This window comes from Amycolatopsis sp. NBC_00348 (genome assembly GCF_036114655.1).
In the GTDB taxonomy this organism is placed as follows: domain Bacteria; phylum Actinomycetota; class Actinomycetes; order Mycobacteriales; family Pseudonocardiaceae; genus Amycolatopsis.
In genome coordinates this window covers 10451353-10465901 of the sequence record NZ_CP107994.1, presented here as the reverse complement: position 1 = coordinate 10465901, position 14549 = coordinate 10451353, and the positions used below count along the sequence as shown (strand labels likewise).

The following is a 14549-nucleotide window of genomic DNA, read 5'->3' as shown; positions in this document are numbered from 1 at the left end:
GAGAGCGAGAGGGGGCTCGACTTGGAACCGTTCACCGGATCACTCGTCTGGCTGGGTCAGGCCGCGGCTGCGGCGGTCGTCGGCAGGCTCGCCGAACGGGCCGTGGACCGGGCCTTCGACGGTTCACGGCGGGCTGTCACGCTGCCGGATCCCCGGCGCCACCGGATCGGCGACGTGACCAGCGACGTCGACATCGTCGTACGGCACGTGCCCGCCGGACGGCGTCCCGTGCTGCTGGCCTTCCAAACGGCCCCGGCCGGGACCGCCGGGGAACCGCACGGGGTGACGGTGCCGATGCTGCTCGGCGAGACCGCGCACCTGACCCTGGCACGCGACGACTACCTGATCAGCGCGCTGGTCCTCGACGCGCCCGCGCAGCTCGGCGGCAACCCGGTGCTGCACGGCGTCGGCTGGGTCCGCCACTGGGTGGCCAGCAACCGGACCGATCAGCTCGGCATCACCACCGAGGCGCCGACCAAGGAGCTGCTCGAACGGCTCGGCCTGCGCAAGCCGGACGGGACAAGCCCGTTCGAGCTGCCGCCGCGCCCCGACCGGCCGCAGCTGCCGGCCTCATGGGTTCGCGCGCGCCAAGCCGCGCTGCTCGCGGAGCAGCCGGCTGCCTTCACCGCCACGGCGAACGCGCGGTGCCGCGCGAGCGTGGTGCAGCGCGGCTCGCGCTGCACCATGGCGGTTTCCACCTTCAGCGCGAACGGACTGTGCATGCACCACGACAGCCACTTCAAGGCGGGTGGCACCGTCCACGACTGGGCCACCCGGAAACGGATCCGTTAGCCCAGCAACGCGTCCACGAACGCACCCGGCTCGAACGGCGCCAGGTCGTCCGGTCCCTCGCCAAGGCCCACGAGCTTCACCGGGACGCCCAGCTCGCGCTGGACCTGGAACACGATGCCGCCCTTGGCGGTACCGTCCAGCTTCGTCAAGACGATGCCCGTGACGTCGATGACCTCGGCGAACACCCGGGCCTGCATCAGGCCGTTCTGGCCCGTGGTCGCGTCCAGGACCAGCAGGACCTCGTCGACCTTCGCCTGCTTCTCGACGACTCGCTTGACCTTGCCCAGCTCGTCCATCAGGCCGGTCTTCGTGTGGAGCCGGCCCGCCGTGTCGATCAGGACCGCGTCGACGCCCGTGTCCACGCCGCGCTTGACCGCGTCGAACGCGACCGCCGCCGGGTCCGCGCCTTCCTTGCCGCGCACGACCTCCGCGCCGACGCGCTCGGCCCACGTCTGCAGCTGGTCGGCCGCCGCCGCGCGGAACGTGTCCGCCGCGCCCAGGACCACCGTGGCGCCCTGGGCGACCAGCACCCGCGCCAGCTTGCCCGTGGTCGTCGTCTTGCCCGTGCCGTTGACCCCCGCGACCAGCACCACCGCGGGCTGCTTCTGCCCGTCGACGGTGTGCGGCAGCGCGCGCACCGCGCGGTGGCCGTCGGTGGACAGCTCCGCCGTCAGCACCTCGTGCAGCACCTCGCGGGCCTCGGCCGAGTTCCGCACCGCGCGCCGGGACAGCTCGTCGCGCAGCCGCTCGACGATGTGGTTCGTGGTCGCCGCGCCGAGGTCGGCCATCAGCAGCGTGTCTTCGACGTCCTGCCAGGAGTCCTCGTCGAGGTCGCCGGCGCCGAGCAGGCCCAGCAGGCTCTGGCCGAACATCGAGCGGGACTTCGTCAGCCGCCCGCGCAGCCGCTCCAGCCGGCCGGCCGCGGGGTCGATCTCTTCGGCGACGGGCGCCGGCTCGACGACCTCGGTGTCCGGCGATGTGGCGTCGGGCAGCTTGACGTCCCGGACCGTGCGCTGGGCCGAGTCGCGCGGGACCGCGGCGTCGTCGCCGACGGCGGGCTGGCCGTCGGTCTCCGGGCGGTCGTCGACCGGGTGCTCAGCCGGCTCTTCGACCTCGGGCGCCGCGCCGCCGGGCGCGAGCGCGATGCCCCCGCTGGCCGCGTAGCTGCCGCCCTTCGGTTTCGCTTCGACCTCACGCTGGGCGTCCAGGCTGATGCGGCGCTTGCGCGCGATCAGCAGGCCGGTCACCAGCAGGGCGACCAGCACGACGACCGCGATGACTACGAAGATGAACCAGGAGCTCGACACCGCACCATCCTTTCATTGGCCCGCCGCCACCGCGGACCCGCCGTCCACGCAGGCAATTCGTAACGACGTACATCCCGATTGGGCCAAGACTTCACGGCGTGGGTTGCGTCACAGGCAACGCTGCACTAAACCCCTCCGGATGGGGAAACGCGCCAGCCACGGCTTCCGGGTGATCGGGTTGATTTCGGGCACGTCGGTCGACGGCATCGACGTCGCCGCGGCCGACCTGCTCGCCGAAGACGGCACCGTGGTACTGACGCCGCTCGGCGAGCTCGACGTCCCCTACCCCGAACCGCTGCGCGAAGGCCTGCTCGCCGCGCTGCCGCCGAACCCGTGCACCGCCGGGGAGCTGACGCGGCTCGACACCGGCGTCGGCCAGGCGTTCGCCGACGCCGCCCTGCGCGGGGCCGTCGAACTGGCGGGCGGCACCGCGGACCTCGTCGCCTCGCTGGGCCAGACGGTGTTCCACTGGGTCGAGGACGGCAGCGTCCGCGGCACCCTGCAGCTCGGCCAGCCCGCGTGGATCGCCGAACGCACCGGGCTGCCGGTGCTCGCCGACCTGCGCGCCCGGGACGTCGCCGCCGGCGGCCACGGCGCGCCCCTGGCCAGCACCTTCGACCAGCTCTGGTTGCGCGGCCTGGCCGAGGACAGCGGCCGTCCGGTCGCCGCGCTCAACCTCGGCGGGATCGCGAACATCACCGTCGTCGCCGCGGACGCGCCCGCGATCGCCTACGACACCGGGCCCGCCAACGCGCTGCTCGACCTCGCCGCCCACCGCGTCACCGGGCACCGCAGCGACCTCGACGGGCGGCTCGCGCTGAGCGGTTCGGTGCGCGCCGACCTGCTGGTGGCGCTGCTCGCCGACCCGTACTTCACCGCCCCGGCGCCGAAGTCCACCGGCAAGGAGTACTTCAACGCGGCCTACCTCGACGCCGCCCTGGCCGGCCTGCCGCCGGTAGCCGCGGCCGACCTGCTCGCGACGCTGACCGAGCTCACCGCCGTCACGGTCGCCGAGCAGTGCCACCACCACGGCGTGACGACGGTGATCGCGTCCGGCGGCGGCGTCGCCAACCCGGCGGTGATGACGGCGCTCGCGCGGAACCTGCCCTCGGCGGTGCTCAAGACCAGCGACGACCTCGGCCTGCCCGGCGCCGGCAAAGAGGCGTACCTGACGGCGCTGCTGGGCTGGCTCACCTGGTGCGGCGTGCCCGGTACGGTGCCGTCGGCGACCGGTGCGCGGGGACCGCGCCTGCTCGGCGCCCTCGTCCCGGGTGCCGGGCCCTTGACCCTTCCTGCCCCGCTGGGGGGCGCCGTGACGCGGTTGCGCGTCGCGGAGAAGGCCGGATGAGGAGTAGGAGAAGTCCATGCGGGGTGTTGATCTGGCCATCATCGTGGTCTATCTGGCGGCGATGCCGCTGATAGGCGTGCTGGTCGGGCGGAAACAACGGTCGGCCGCCGACTACTTCGTCGGAGAGCGCAGCCTGCCCTGGGGCGCGGTGATGCTGTCCGTGGTGGCGACCGAGACGTCGACGCTGACCGTGATCAGCACGCCGGGCCTGGTGTTCGGCAACGCGTTCCTGTTCCTGCAGCTGGCCTTCGGCTACATCATCGGCCGGGTCATCGCCGCGTTCGTGCTGCTGCCGCGGTACTTCCGCGGCAACCTCGTGAGCGCGTACGCCTTCCTGGGCAAGCGGTTCGGCTCGGGGCTGCAGGGCACCGCGTCGGTGACGTTCGTGGTGACGCGGCTGCTCGCCGAGGGCGTCCGGCTCTTCGCCGGCGCGATCCCGATCAAGGTGATCCTGGGGCACTACAACATCCACCTCGACTACTGGGTGATCGTGGTGATCCTGACCGCGCTCACGCTGATCTACGCCTACATCGGCGGGATCAAGGCGGTCGTCTGGGTCGACGTCATCCAGCTGACCCTGTACCTCGGCGGTGCCGCGGTGGCGGCGATCGTGCTGCTGAACAAGCTGCCGGGCGACTGGGTGAGCCAGGCGTCCGCGGACGGGAAGTTCGCGCTCGTCGACTTCACGAAGAACCTGCTGACCAGCCCGTACGCCTTCGTGACGGCGGTGCTCGGCGGCGCGGCGCTGTCGATGGCCTCGCACGGTGCCGACCAGCTGATCGCGCAGCGGCTGATGGCCACGCGCAGCCTGCGCGACGGCCAGAAGGCGCTCATCGGCAGCGGGCTCATCGTCACCGTGCAGTTCGCGCTGTTCCTGCTGGTCGGGGCGATGCTGTGGGTGTTCAACGGCCGGAAGTCGGTGGCGGAGCTCGGCCTGCAGAGCCCGGACGACGTGTTCTCGAAGTTCATCATCGACGACCTGCCGGTCGGGGTGTCGGGCCTGCTCATCGCCGGCGTGCTCGCCTCGACCATGGGCGCGCTCGCGTCGGCGCTCAACGCGCTCTCGACGTCGACGGTGGCCGACCTCTACCAGCGCTTCACCAAGAAGGCGCCCGAAGACTCGAAGCTGCTCAAGCACGGTCGCATGTGGACGCTGATCTGGGCCGTGGTGTTCGCGGTGTTCGCGTCGCTGTTCTCCACCACGAAGAACTCGGTGATCGAGCTCGGCCTGGCGATCACCGGCTACACCTACGGCGCGCTGCTCGGGGCGTTCCTGCTCGGCCTGCTGATCAAGAAGGCGCGGCAGGTGGACGCGATCGTCGCGTTCGTCGCGACGGTCGTGGTGATGGCGTTCGTGATCCTCGGCCTGAAGTTCAGCGCGAAGAGCGGTTCGCTGATCGGCGTCGACTTCAGCAAGGCGGCCGGCGACCGCGTCGCGCTCGCCTACCCCTGGTACACGCTGCTGGGCGTGGTGATCACGCTGGTCGTCGGCGGGTTGCTCTCGCTGCGCCACCGCACGCCCGACCCGAAGGCCGCGGAGGCCAACGCCGTGGGCGAAGAAGTCACTTCCGCCTGATTCTTCTGAACCGGTTCCGGCGGGCGCCCGTGTTGGTCAACGGGAGCCCGCCGGGAAGCGGCGGGAGGATTCGAAGGTGGGAACATGAAACGGATTTTGGTTGCGCTCGCGGTCGGCTCGCTGGCCCTCGGCGGCGCGGCGACGGCTTCGGCCGCCACGGCGACCCCGAAGGTCCCGGTGGCGATCCAGGTCCCGGACGGCAACCGGCCCCTCGCCACCTACTCCGGTGACGGCGTCCAGATCTACGGCTGCACGAACGGCGCCTGGGCGCTGATCCAGCCCGCGGCCGTGCTGTCGAAACACGGCCAGCCGGTGGCGATCCACAGCAAGGGTCCGGTGTGGACGTCCACTGTGGACGGAAGCACGGTCGGCGCGGCCGCGGCGGCGACCTCGCCGCGTGACGGCGCGATCCCGGAACTGCTCCTCAAGGCGAACCTCAACAGCGGCACCGGGGTGTTCGGCAAGGTCACCTACGTCCAGCGCCTGAACACCCGCGGCGGCGTCGCACCGGCCGGGGCGTGCACGGAAGGCGCGCAGACCGCGGTCCACTACACGGCCGACTACGCCTTCTGGGTGGCCCAGTAGCAAGAGCCCCAAGGCGGCCTCGGTTGCGTGAGACGCACCGAAGGCCGCCTTGGTTCGTTCAGGGCCCGGTGAAAGCTGAGCGCTAGCCGACCGCGACCGGTTCGTCGTCGGCGGTGCGCAGGCGCTGCGAGATCACCTTCGTGATGCCGTCGCCCTGCATGCTCACGCCGTAGAGCGCGTCAGCGATCTCCATCGTCGGCTTCTGGTGGGTGATGATGATCAGCTGGGACGAGTCGCGCAGCTGCTCCAGCAGGCCGATCAGCCGGCGCATGTTGGTGTCGTCCAGCGCCGCCTCGACCTCGTCCATGACGTAGAAGGGTGAGGGGCGGGCGCGGAAGATCGCGACCAGCATGCCCACCGCGACCAGCGACTTCTCGCCACCCGACAGCAGCGACAGCCGCTTGACCTTCTTGCCCGGCGGGCGCGCCTCGACATCGACGCCGGTGGCGAGCAGGTCGTCCGGCTGGGTGAGGACCATCCGGCCCTCGCCGCCGGGGAAGAGCACGCTGAACACCGTCTCGAACTCGCGCGCCACGTCCGCGTAGGCGCCGGCGAAGACCTCGAGGATCTTCTCGTCGACCTGCTTGATCACGGCCTCGAGGTCCTTGCGGGTGTCCCGGAGGTCCTCGAGCTGCGTGGAGAGGAACTTGTACCGCTCCTCCAGCGCCGCGAACTCCTCCAGCGCGAGCGGGTTCACCTTGCCCAGCAGGGAAAGGTCCTTCTCGGCGCGCTTGGCGCGGCGGGTCTGGGTGTCGCGGTCGAAGGGCATCGGCGGCGGCGGGGTGACGTCTTCGCCGCGCTCCTTGGCCGCCTCGTACTCGGCCATCTCGCCCGCGCTCGGCGGCACCGGGACGTCCGGGCCGTACTCCTGGACCAGGTCGGCGAGGCCGATGCCGAAGTCCTCGGCGATCTTGGCTTCCAGGGTCTCCAGCCGCAGCCGCTGCTCGGCGCGCTGGACCTCGTCGCGGTGGACGGCGTCGGTCAGCTTCTCCAGCTCGCCGGTCAGCTCGCGGACCTTGGCGCGGACGCCGGTCAGCGCGGATTCTCGGCTCTGACGGCGGGACTGGACCTGGTCACGTTCGGTGGCCGCGCGCTGGACCGAGCGCTCGATGCGTTCGAGCGCGATCTCACCGCCGTCGACGACGGCGTCGGCGATCCGCGCGCCGTGCTTGCGGGCCGCGGCGGCACGCTCGGCGCGTTCCCGGGCCTGCTGCTCGGCGTGGGCGGCGCGGCGGAGGCCTTCGGCGCGGCCCGCGATGCTGCGCGCCCGCTCCTCGGCGGTGCGCTGCGCGAGCCGCGCCTCCATCTCCTCCTGCCGGACGACGGCCAGCTCTTCGACGGCCTGGTCGCGCTCGGCGGTGTCCGGGTCGTCCTCGACGGGCTGCTCGGCGACGGCGGCGAGGCGTTCCTCCAGCTCGGCGAGCTGGGCCAGCGCCTGGATGCGGCTGTGCTCGACCTTCGCGCGCTGCCCGGTGAGGCGTTCGACCTCGGCCTGCGCGGAGCGGGCGGCCTGCTGCAGCCGGTTGAGCCGCTCCGACGAGCGGGCCTTGCGCACCTTGGCGTCGCCGAGGGCGTCCTTGGCCTGGGAGACCTCTTCGCGGCGGGCCTGCTGCTCGGCGCGGGCGCCTTCCAGCTCGGCCGTGTACTGCTCCACCTGGCGTTCGGCCGTGCGCAGCCGCACGGCGGCCTCGTCGACGGCGGCCTGGACCTCGATCACGCTCTCGCGGGCGCCGGAGCCGCCGATCGCCCAGCGGGCGCCGAAGACGTCACCCTCGGCGGTGACCGCGCGGACGTCCGGGTGCGCGGCGACCAGGTGCCGGGCCGACTCGAGGTCGCGGACCAGGGCGAGCTTGTCGAGCGCCTGCTCGACGGCGGGCCGCAGCTGGGCCGGCGCGGAGACGACCTCGCGGGCCCAGCGCGCGCCTTCCGGCAGCGCGGGCCAGGAGTAGGTGTCCACAGTGGATTCGGACGCGCCGAGCACGATGCCCGCGCGGCCGGAGTCCGTGTCCTTCAAGTACTTCAGGGCGCGCAGGGCGTCTTCGCCGCCGCTGACGGCGACCGCGTCGGCCACCGGGCCGAGCGCCGCGGCCAGCGCGACCTCGTGGCCGGGCTCGACGGTCAGCAGCGCGGCGACCGAGCCGAGCAGGCCCGGCAGCTCGTGGGACGCGCCGAGCAGCGCGCCCGCGCCGTCCTTGCGCTTGAGCCCCATGGACAGCGCCTCGACGCGGGCCTTCTCCGACGCGATCTCGCGCTCGGCGGTGCGTTCGGCCTTGACCAGCTCTTCGACGCGCGCCTTGGCCGCGTTGTTGGCCTCGACCGCGCGGTCGTGGTGGGCCATCAGGCCGGAGTCGTCGGACTCCTCGACGCCGCCCTCGGCCTTGGCCTCTTCGAGCTCTTCGTTGGCGAGTTCGGCGCGCTCGGCGGACTCTTCGATGGAGACGCTGAGCCGGTCGATCTCGTCGGTGGTCGCACCGTTCTTGCTGCGCAGCGCCTCGACCTGGCCGGTCAGCTTGGCCATGCCCTCGCGGCGGTCGGCGATGGCGCGGACGGCGGCCCAGTGCGCGCGCTCGGCGGCCTGGACGCGCTGTTCGAGGTCTTCGCGCCGCAGCACGGTCTGGGCCAGCAGCTCCCGGGCCTCCATGACGGCCTCGTTGAGCTCTTCCTCCTGCTCGGCGACGCGCTCGGCCTCTTCGAGCAGCTCTTCGGGGTCACGCCCGCCGGTGTGCGCGGCGACGTCGGCCGAGAGGTGCCGCTGCCGCTCGATGGCGAGGCGGACGGTGCCGCGCAGGCGCTCGGCCAGCGCGGACAGCCTGTACCAGGTCTCCTGGGCGCTCTGCAGCAGCGGCGCGTCCTCGGCCAGCGACGACTCCAGCTCGGTCTCCTCGGCGGAGACGATCTCGAGGGTCTGCTCGACCTCGGCGCGGCGCTGGCGCGCGACCTTCTCGTCGGCCTCTTCCCGCGCGATCGAGCCGCGCTGGCTGACCAGGTCGTCGGCGAACAGGCGCAGCCGGGAGTCGCGCAGCTCGGACTGGACGTACTGGGCCTTGCGGGCGATCTCGGCCTGCTTGCCCAGCGGCTTGAGCTGACGGCGCAACTCGGTGGTGAGGTCGCCGAGGCGGTCGAGGTTGCCCTGCATGTTGGCCAGCTTGCGCAGGGTCTGTTCCTTGCGCTTGCGGTGCTTGAGGACGCCGGCGGCCTCTTCGATGAAGGCGCGGCGCTCCTCGGGCTTGGACTCGAGGATCGCCGAGAGCTGGCCCTGCCCGACGATGACGTGCATCTCGCGGCCGATACCGGAGTCCGAGAGCAGCTCCTGGACGTCCATCAGGCGGCAGCGGTCGCCGTTGATCTCGTACTCGCTGGCGCCGTCGCGGAACATCCGGCGGGTGATCGACACCTCGCCGTACTCGATCGGCAGCGCGCCGTCGGCGTTGTCGATGGTGAGGGTGACCTCGGCGCGGCCGAGCGGGGCGCGGCCCGCAGTGCCGGCGAAGATGACGTCCTCCATCTTGCCGCCGCGCAGGTCCTTGGCGCCCTGGGTGCCCATGACCCAGCGCAAGGCGTCCAGCACGTTCGACTTGCCGGAGCCGTTCGGGCCGACCACGCAGGTGATGCCCGGTTCGAAGCGCAGCGTGGTGGCCGAGGCGAAGGACTTGAAGCCCTTGAGCGTCAGGCTTTTCAGGTGCACTGGGTGCTGACCCCTCTGGCTGCCGGTTCGGGCGTTTCAATCGTCCCAGGCTACCTGGGGGTGTCCCGGGACCGCGGGACGCGCCCCCTCTCCGGCGCGCCTTAGCACAGCGTGATCGGCGTCGGCAACCTCCTGCGTCACACCCGCCCCGGAAGTACCAAGGCCCGGGCTACCGCTCGGCGAAGCCGCTGAGCCCCCCTTTCGGGTCGGACCAGCGCTCGACGACCGTCTCCACACTTCCGGGTGATTCTCCGGAACGGAGAGCGGCCAACAGCCGCTCACAGTGGTCGCGATCACCCTCCGCTATGACCTCGACACGACCGTCGGGCATGTTGCGAGCACTGCCGACGAGCCCGAGCTCGAGCGCCCGGCTGCGCGTCCACCAGCGGAAACCGACGCCCTGCACCCGCCCGCGGACCCACGCCGTCATCCTGGTGTTCGTTTGTCCCTCACTCACACGTTCATCCTTTCCGGACAGTTTGACTGCGCTCAGTGATCACGCAGGCTCCCTACCTGGGCGAATGCGGCACTGACGGTGATAATCTCCCCGCCGAGGTCGCCCTCCCGGGTTCCCCCGCTCGGGCAAGCAGTGATCGTTCGACGACCTCGAGCCGCAGGTTTTGGAGTCACCCCGATCTTCTAGGAGCCTCTATGCCCCGCCCCGACGGGTCGGATTCGAGCTCACGCATCACCAGGATCGACACCACCGCACCGCCGAAGAGCAGCAAACCGAACCGCGCCGGGTACGTCGTGCTCGGGGTGGCCGGGCTGGTCGTCGCGACGGCGTTCGCGGCCGTCGCCGAGCTCGCCGGACCGGCCCCCGCGACCACCGCGGGCGGCACCGGCGCCCCGGGCGGCCAGGGCACCTCGCCCGCCGGCGTCCAGACGGTGTCGGGCACCCCGACCCCGGGCGGCCCGTCCACCCTCGGCGGCCCGCCGCCGCCGACGGAGACGCAGTCGTCGAGCGCACCGACCACGGTGGTCTCGGTCAGCCCGGACGGCAAGACGACCACCACGGTCGTCACCCAGGCCCCGCCGCCCCCGTACACACCCCCGCCGGGCGGCCCGGGCAGCACACCGCCACCGGTGACCAAGACGACGACTAAGACCCCGCCGCCGGTGACGACCACTCCGACGACGCCGCCGCCGACCACGACGTCGCCGCGGACCGACCCGCCGACCGACACGACCACGCCGGCCGGCGGCGGCGGCAGCTCGTCGGGCGCGCCGTCGGTGAGCACGACCGGCACGTCGCCGACGACCAAGTAAGCGCGAAGTCCCCGAAGGCCACCGCCACGGCGGTGGCCTTCGACGTTTCCGGCCTCCGCACGCACGGCTCACCTAGCTGCACCGGCCGGGGGTCGTGAGTGGCAATGAGGGTTAGAACCCTCATTGCCACTCACGACCTGCGCGTCAGGCCTCGAAGCGGTAGCCCATGCCCGGCTCCGTCAGCAGGTGGCGGGGCCGCGACGGTTCCGGCTCCAGCTTGCGCCGCAGCTGGGCCAGGTAGACCCGCAGGTAGTGGGACTCAGTCTCGTACGACGGGCCCCACACCTCGTGCAGCAGCTGCTTCTGCGCGACCAGCCGGCCGCGGTTGCGGACCAGCAGCTCCAGCACGCCCCACTCCGTCTTGGTCAGGTGGACCTCGTGGCCGTCGCGGCGGACCTTCTTCGCCGCCAAGTCGATGCTGAACGACGCCGTGTCCACCACCGCGTCCACGTCGTCGGCGCCCGCCACCGCCGAGCGGCGGACAGCGGCGCGCAGCCGCGCCAGCAGCTCGTCCATGCCGAACGGCTTGGTGACGTAGTCGTCGGCGCCCGCGTCGAGCGCCTGGACCTTGTCCGCCGAGTCGCCGCGGGCGGACAGGACGATGATCGGGACCGTCGTCCAGCCGCGCAGGCCGGCGATGACCTCGGTGCCGTCGAGGTCGGGCAGGCCGAGGTCGAGCACGACGACGTCCGGCTTCGTCTCGGCGACGGCCTTGAGCGCGGCCGTGCCGTCGTGGGCGGTGATCACCTTGTAGCCGCGCGCGGTGAGGTTGATCCGCAGTGCCCGCACGATCTGCGGCTCGTCGTCCACCACCAGCACGGTGGCCCCGATGTCGGTCATCGCACCCCCTCTTCGACTTTGTACGTGACGCTCTCAGCGGGCAGCGAGACGACGACCGTGAGCCCGCCGCCCGGGGTGTCCTCGGCGCGGATCGTGCCGCCCATCGCCTCGGTGAACCCCTTCGCCACCGACAGCCCGAGCCCGACCCCCGGCGTCGCGTCCCGGTCGCCGCCGAGCCGCTGGAACGGCGCGAACGCCGAGTCCGCCGTCCCCTTCCGCAGGCCCTTGCCGTGGTCGACGATCCGCAGCTCGACGTGGCCGGAGTGGGCGCTGGCCCGGGCCGACACCCGGCCCCCGCCGTGCCGCAGCGCGTTGTCCAGCACGTTCGCCACCACCCGTTCCAGCAGGCCCGGGTCGGCGAGCACCGACGGCAGCTGGTCGTCGACCGCGACGACCACCGCGTCCGAGGCGTCCACATTGGACAACGCGTGCGCGACGACCTCGTCGTAGCCGACCGGACGCAGGAGCGGCACCACCGCGCCGGTGGCCAGCCGCGACGAATCCAGCAGGTTGTCGATCAGCCCGGCCAGCCGGTCGGCGGACAGTTCGATGGCTTCCATCAGCTCCGCGGTGTCCTCTTCGGACAGTTGCAGGTCGGGTGCGCGCAGGCTGCCGATGGACGCCTTGATCGACGTCAACGGCGTCCGCAGGTCGTGCCCGACGGCCGAAAGCAACGTCGTGCGCAGCTCGGTGGCCTCGGCCTTGCGCTCGGCTTTCGCCGCGGCGTCGGCACTGCGCTGCTGCCGCAGCGAAAGCAGCGCTTGCCCGGCCACGGCCTCCAGCACCCGCCGGTCCGCCGCGGGCAGCGCGCGCCCCCGCAACGTGAGGTGGACGTCGGCGGTGACGGCGATGTCGACGTCGGCCTCGTCCGGGTCGGCGCACGGGTGCTCCCCCGCCGTCGCCACGCCCCGCCACTCGCCTTCGCGCTTTTCCAGCAGTGTCACCGAAGTCAGCGCGAAGTTCTCGCGGACCTTCTCCAGCAGCCGCTCGATCGGGTTCGCGTGGGTCAGCACGGTCCGCGCGTAGGAGGCGAGCAGCGCCGCCTCGGTCCGCGCCCGCGCCGCCTGCGTCGCCCGGCGCGCGGCCGCGTCGACGACCAGCGCGACGAGCACCGCGACCACGACCATCGCGATCAGCGTCACGAGGTTCTGCGGGGTGTGCACGGTGAGCGTGTACAGCGGCGGCGTGAAGAAGAAGTTGAGCAGCCCGGCCCCGAGCACGGCCGCGACCAGCGCCGGGCCGAGGCCGCCGACCAGAGCGACGACGACCGTGGCCAGCACGTAGGAGATGACGTCGGTGGCGAAGTCGAACCCGGTGCGCACGAATAGCCCGATGACCGTCACCAGCACCGGCAGCACGACGCTCAGCACCCAGCCCGCGACCAGCCGCGAGAACCCCAGCGGGCTCGCGCCGAGCCGGGCGCGCAGCCGGCCGCCGGCTTCGGCGTGGGTGACCATGTGGACGTCGATCGGACCGGACTGGCGGACCACCGTCGCGCCGATGCCCTCGTCGAACAGCCGCGCCACGCGCGAACGGCGTGACGTGCCGATCACCAGCTGGGTCGCGTTGACGCCACGGGCGAAGTCCAGCAGCGCGGTCGGGACGTCGTCGCCGACGACCGTGTGGAACGTCGCGCCGACCTCCTCGGCGAGGGTGCGGCAGCGGGCGATCGCGGTGGGGCCGAGCCCGGACAGGCCGTCGCCGCGCAGGATGTGCAGCACCTGCAGCTCGGCGCCGGCGCGGGTGGCGATCCGGCTGGCGCGGCGCATCAGCGTCTCGCTCTCCGGCCCGCCGGTGATGGAGACGACGACGCGTTCGCGCGTCTCCCACGTGTCGGTGATCTGCTGCTCGGCGCGGTAGCGCTGCAGCGCGACGTCGACCTGGTCGGCCACCCACAGCAGGGCCAGCTCGCGCAACGCCGTGAGGTTGCCGGGGCGGAAGTAGTTGCCGAGCGCGGCGTCGATCCGCTCGGCCGGGTAGACGTTGCCGTGCGCGAGCCGCCGCCGCAGCGCCTCGGGCGTGATGTCGACCAGCTCGAGCTGCTCGGCGCGGCGGACGACCTCGTCGGGCACGGTCTCCTGCTGCGTGACGCCGGTGATGCGCTCGACGACGTCGTTGAGGCTCTGCAGGTGCTGCACGTTGACCGTCGACAGCACATCGATGCCGGCTTCCAGGAGTTCCTCGACGTCCTGCCAGCGCTTGGCGTTGCGCGAGCCCGGCACGTTGGTGTGCGCCAGCTCGTCGACGACGGCGACCTCGGGCGCGCGGGCGAGGATGGCGTCGACGTCCATCTCCTCGAAGGCGCGACCGCGGTGCTCGGCGTGCCGGCGCGGCACGATCTCGAGGTCCTCGAGCAGCACCGCGGTCTTCTCGCGGCCGTGCGTCTCCACCAGCCCGGCGACGACGTCGGTGCCGCGGTCGAGCCGGCGCCGCGCCTCGCCGAGCATGGCGAAGGTCTTGCCGACGCCCGGAGCCGCGCCGAGGTAGATCCTCAGCTCCCCCCGGCGCGGCTTCTTCGTACTGGTCACGCTGTCAGTGTGCCCCTCCGGCCGCACCTTGCACGGCCAAGTTGAGCTGGAGCACATTCACCCCGGGGACACCGATCCCGGCGCCCGACGTGTTCGCTTCGACGAGCTGCTTCACCCGATCCGCCGGCAACCCCGTCACCCGGGCGACGCGGGCGATCTGGAGGTCGGCGTAGGCCACGCTGATCGCCGGGTCGAGCCCGGAACCCGACGCCGTCACCGCGTCCGGCGGTACCTGATCGGGTGACACGCCTTCCCACTTCGCGATGGCGTCCTTCCGCTCGCCGATGGTCTTCACGAGGTCCTCGTTGTACGGGCCCTTGTTGGACGCGCCGGACGTCGACGGGTCGCCGGGGCCGAGCGCGTCCTTCGAGAGCGCCGAAGGCCGGTTGTGGAACCACGGGTCCTTCGCCGGGTCGGCGGGCACCGGGTCGACGCCGATGAGCGACGACCCGACGGCCTGGCCGTTCTGCGTGACGACCGAGCCTTCGGCGTTGCCCTCCAGCCCCGGGATGCGGGCGATCGCCCACACGGCCAGGGGGTAGATCACCCCGAGCAGGACCGTCATCACGATCAGCACGCGCAGGCCGGCCCAGGTCTGCTTGACGAGAGTGTTCACGAG

The 14549-nt window shown here is 72.2% G+C and carries 11 protein-coding genes; 5 read left to right on the top strand and 6 right to left on the bottom strand.

Annotation, left to right across the window (positions count from 1 at the left end):
• The first annotated feature begins 21 nt into the window (after positions 1-21).
• Complete coding sequence (locus tag OHS58_RS47400; protein ID WP_328646615.1) at positions 22-792, top strand: hypothetical protein; 771 nt, start codon at positions 22-24, stop codon at positions 790-792.
• Here the strand turns inward: OHS58_RS47400 and ftsY are convergent.
• Entirely contained in the window at positions 789-2099 is a 1311-nt protein-coding gene (gene ftsY / locus OHS58_RS47395; RefSeq protein WP_326947127.1) for a signal recognition particle-docking protein FtsY, read from the bottom strand. The two genes, OHS58_RS47400 and ftsY, sit on opposite strands and share 4 nt — an antisense overlap.
• A gap of 139 nt (positions 2100-2238) precedes the next feature.
• On the opposite strand from ftsY, the gene OHS58_RS47390 reads away from it, so the two are divergent.
• The 3 genes from OHS58_RS47390 (at position 2239) to OHS58_RS47380 (ending at position 5608) form a co-directional block, all read left to right on the top strand.
• Positions 2239-3447: an anhydro-N-acetylmuramic acid kinase gene (locus tag OHS58_RS47390; protein WP_328646614.1), complete on the top strand. Its 1209-nt coding sequence runs from the start codon at positions 2239-2241 to the stop codon at positions 3445-3447.
• Between the two features lie 16 nt (positions 3448-3463).
• Positions 3464-5023, top strand: a complete 1560-nt coding sequence (locus OHS58_RS47385; RefSeq protein WP_247062308.1) for a sodium:solute symporter — start codon at positions 3464-3466, stop codon at positions 5021-5023.
• Between the two features lie 84 nt (positions 5024-5107).
• Complete coding sequence (locus OHS58_RS47380; protein ID WP_326955257.1) at positions 5108-5608, top strand: DUF3455 domain-containing protein; 501 nt, start codon at positions 5108-5110, stop codon at positions 5606-5608.
• A gap of 82 nt (positions 5609-5690) precedes the next feature.
• Here OHS58_RS47380 and smc read toward each other — a convergent pair whose 3' ends face one another.
• Both smc and OHS58_RS47370 read right to left on the bottom strand, forming a co-directional pair.
• Positions 5691-9293: a chromosome segregation protein SMC gene (smc, locus tag OHS58_RS47375; RefSeq protein ID WP_328646613.1), complete on the bottom strand. Its 3603-nt coding sequence runs from the start codon at positions 9291-9293 to the stop codon at positions 5691-5693.
• 169 nt (positions 9294-9462) lie between these two features.
• A complete protein-coding gene (locus OHS58_RS47370) occupies positions 9463-9723 on the bottom strand; it encodes an acylphosphatase (protein WP_328646612.1) in 261 nt (86 codons plus the stop codon).
• 221 nt (positions 9724-9944) lie between these two features.
• On the opposite strand from OHS58_RS47370, the gene OHS58_RS47365 reads away from it, so the two are divergent.
• Complete coding sequence (locus OHS58_RS47365; protein ID WP_326947121.1) at positions 9945-10562, top strand: hypothetical protein; 618 nt, start codon at positions 9945-9947, stop codon at positions 10560-10562.
• Between the two features lie 144 nt (positions 10563-10706).
• On the opposite strand, the gene OHS58_RS47360 is transcribed toward OHS58_RS47365, so the two are convergent.
• From OHS58_RS47360 to OHS58_RS47350, 3 genes are read right to left on the bottom strand one after another with little or no spacing between them, the layout of a single operon-like run.
• Entirely contained in the window at positions 10707-11402 is a 696-nt protein-coding gene (locus tag OHS58_RS47360) for a response regulator (protein ID WP_247062303.1), read from the bottom strand.
• Positions 11399-13930 (bottom strand): sensor histidine kinase, encoded by a 2532-nt coding sequence (locus OHS58_RS47355; protein ID WP_326947120.1) that lies wholly within the window; start codon positions 13928-13930, stop codon positions 11399-11401. The genes OHS58_RS47360 and OHS58_RS47355 overlap by 4 nt, the downstream gene beginning before the upstream one ends.
• A 4-nt stretch (positions 13931-13934) precedes the next feature.
• Entirely contained in the window at positions 13935-14546 is a 612-nt protein-coding gene (locus tag OHS58_RS47350) for a potassium-transporting ATPase subunit C (RefSeq protein ID WP_328646611.1), read from the bottom strand.
• Positions 14547-14549: the final 3 nt, after the last annotated feature.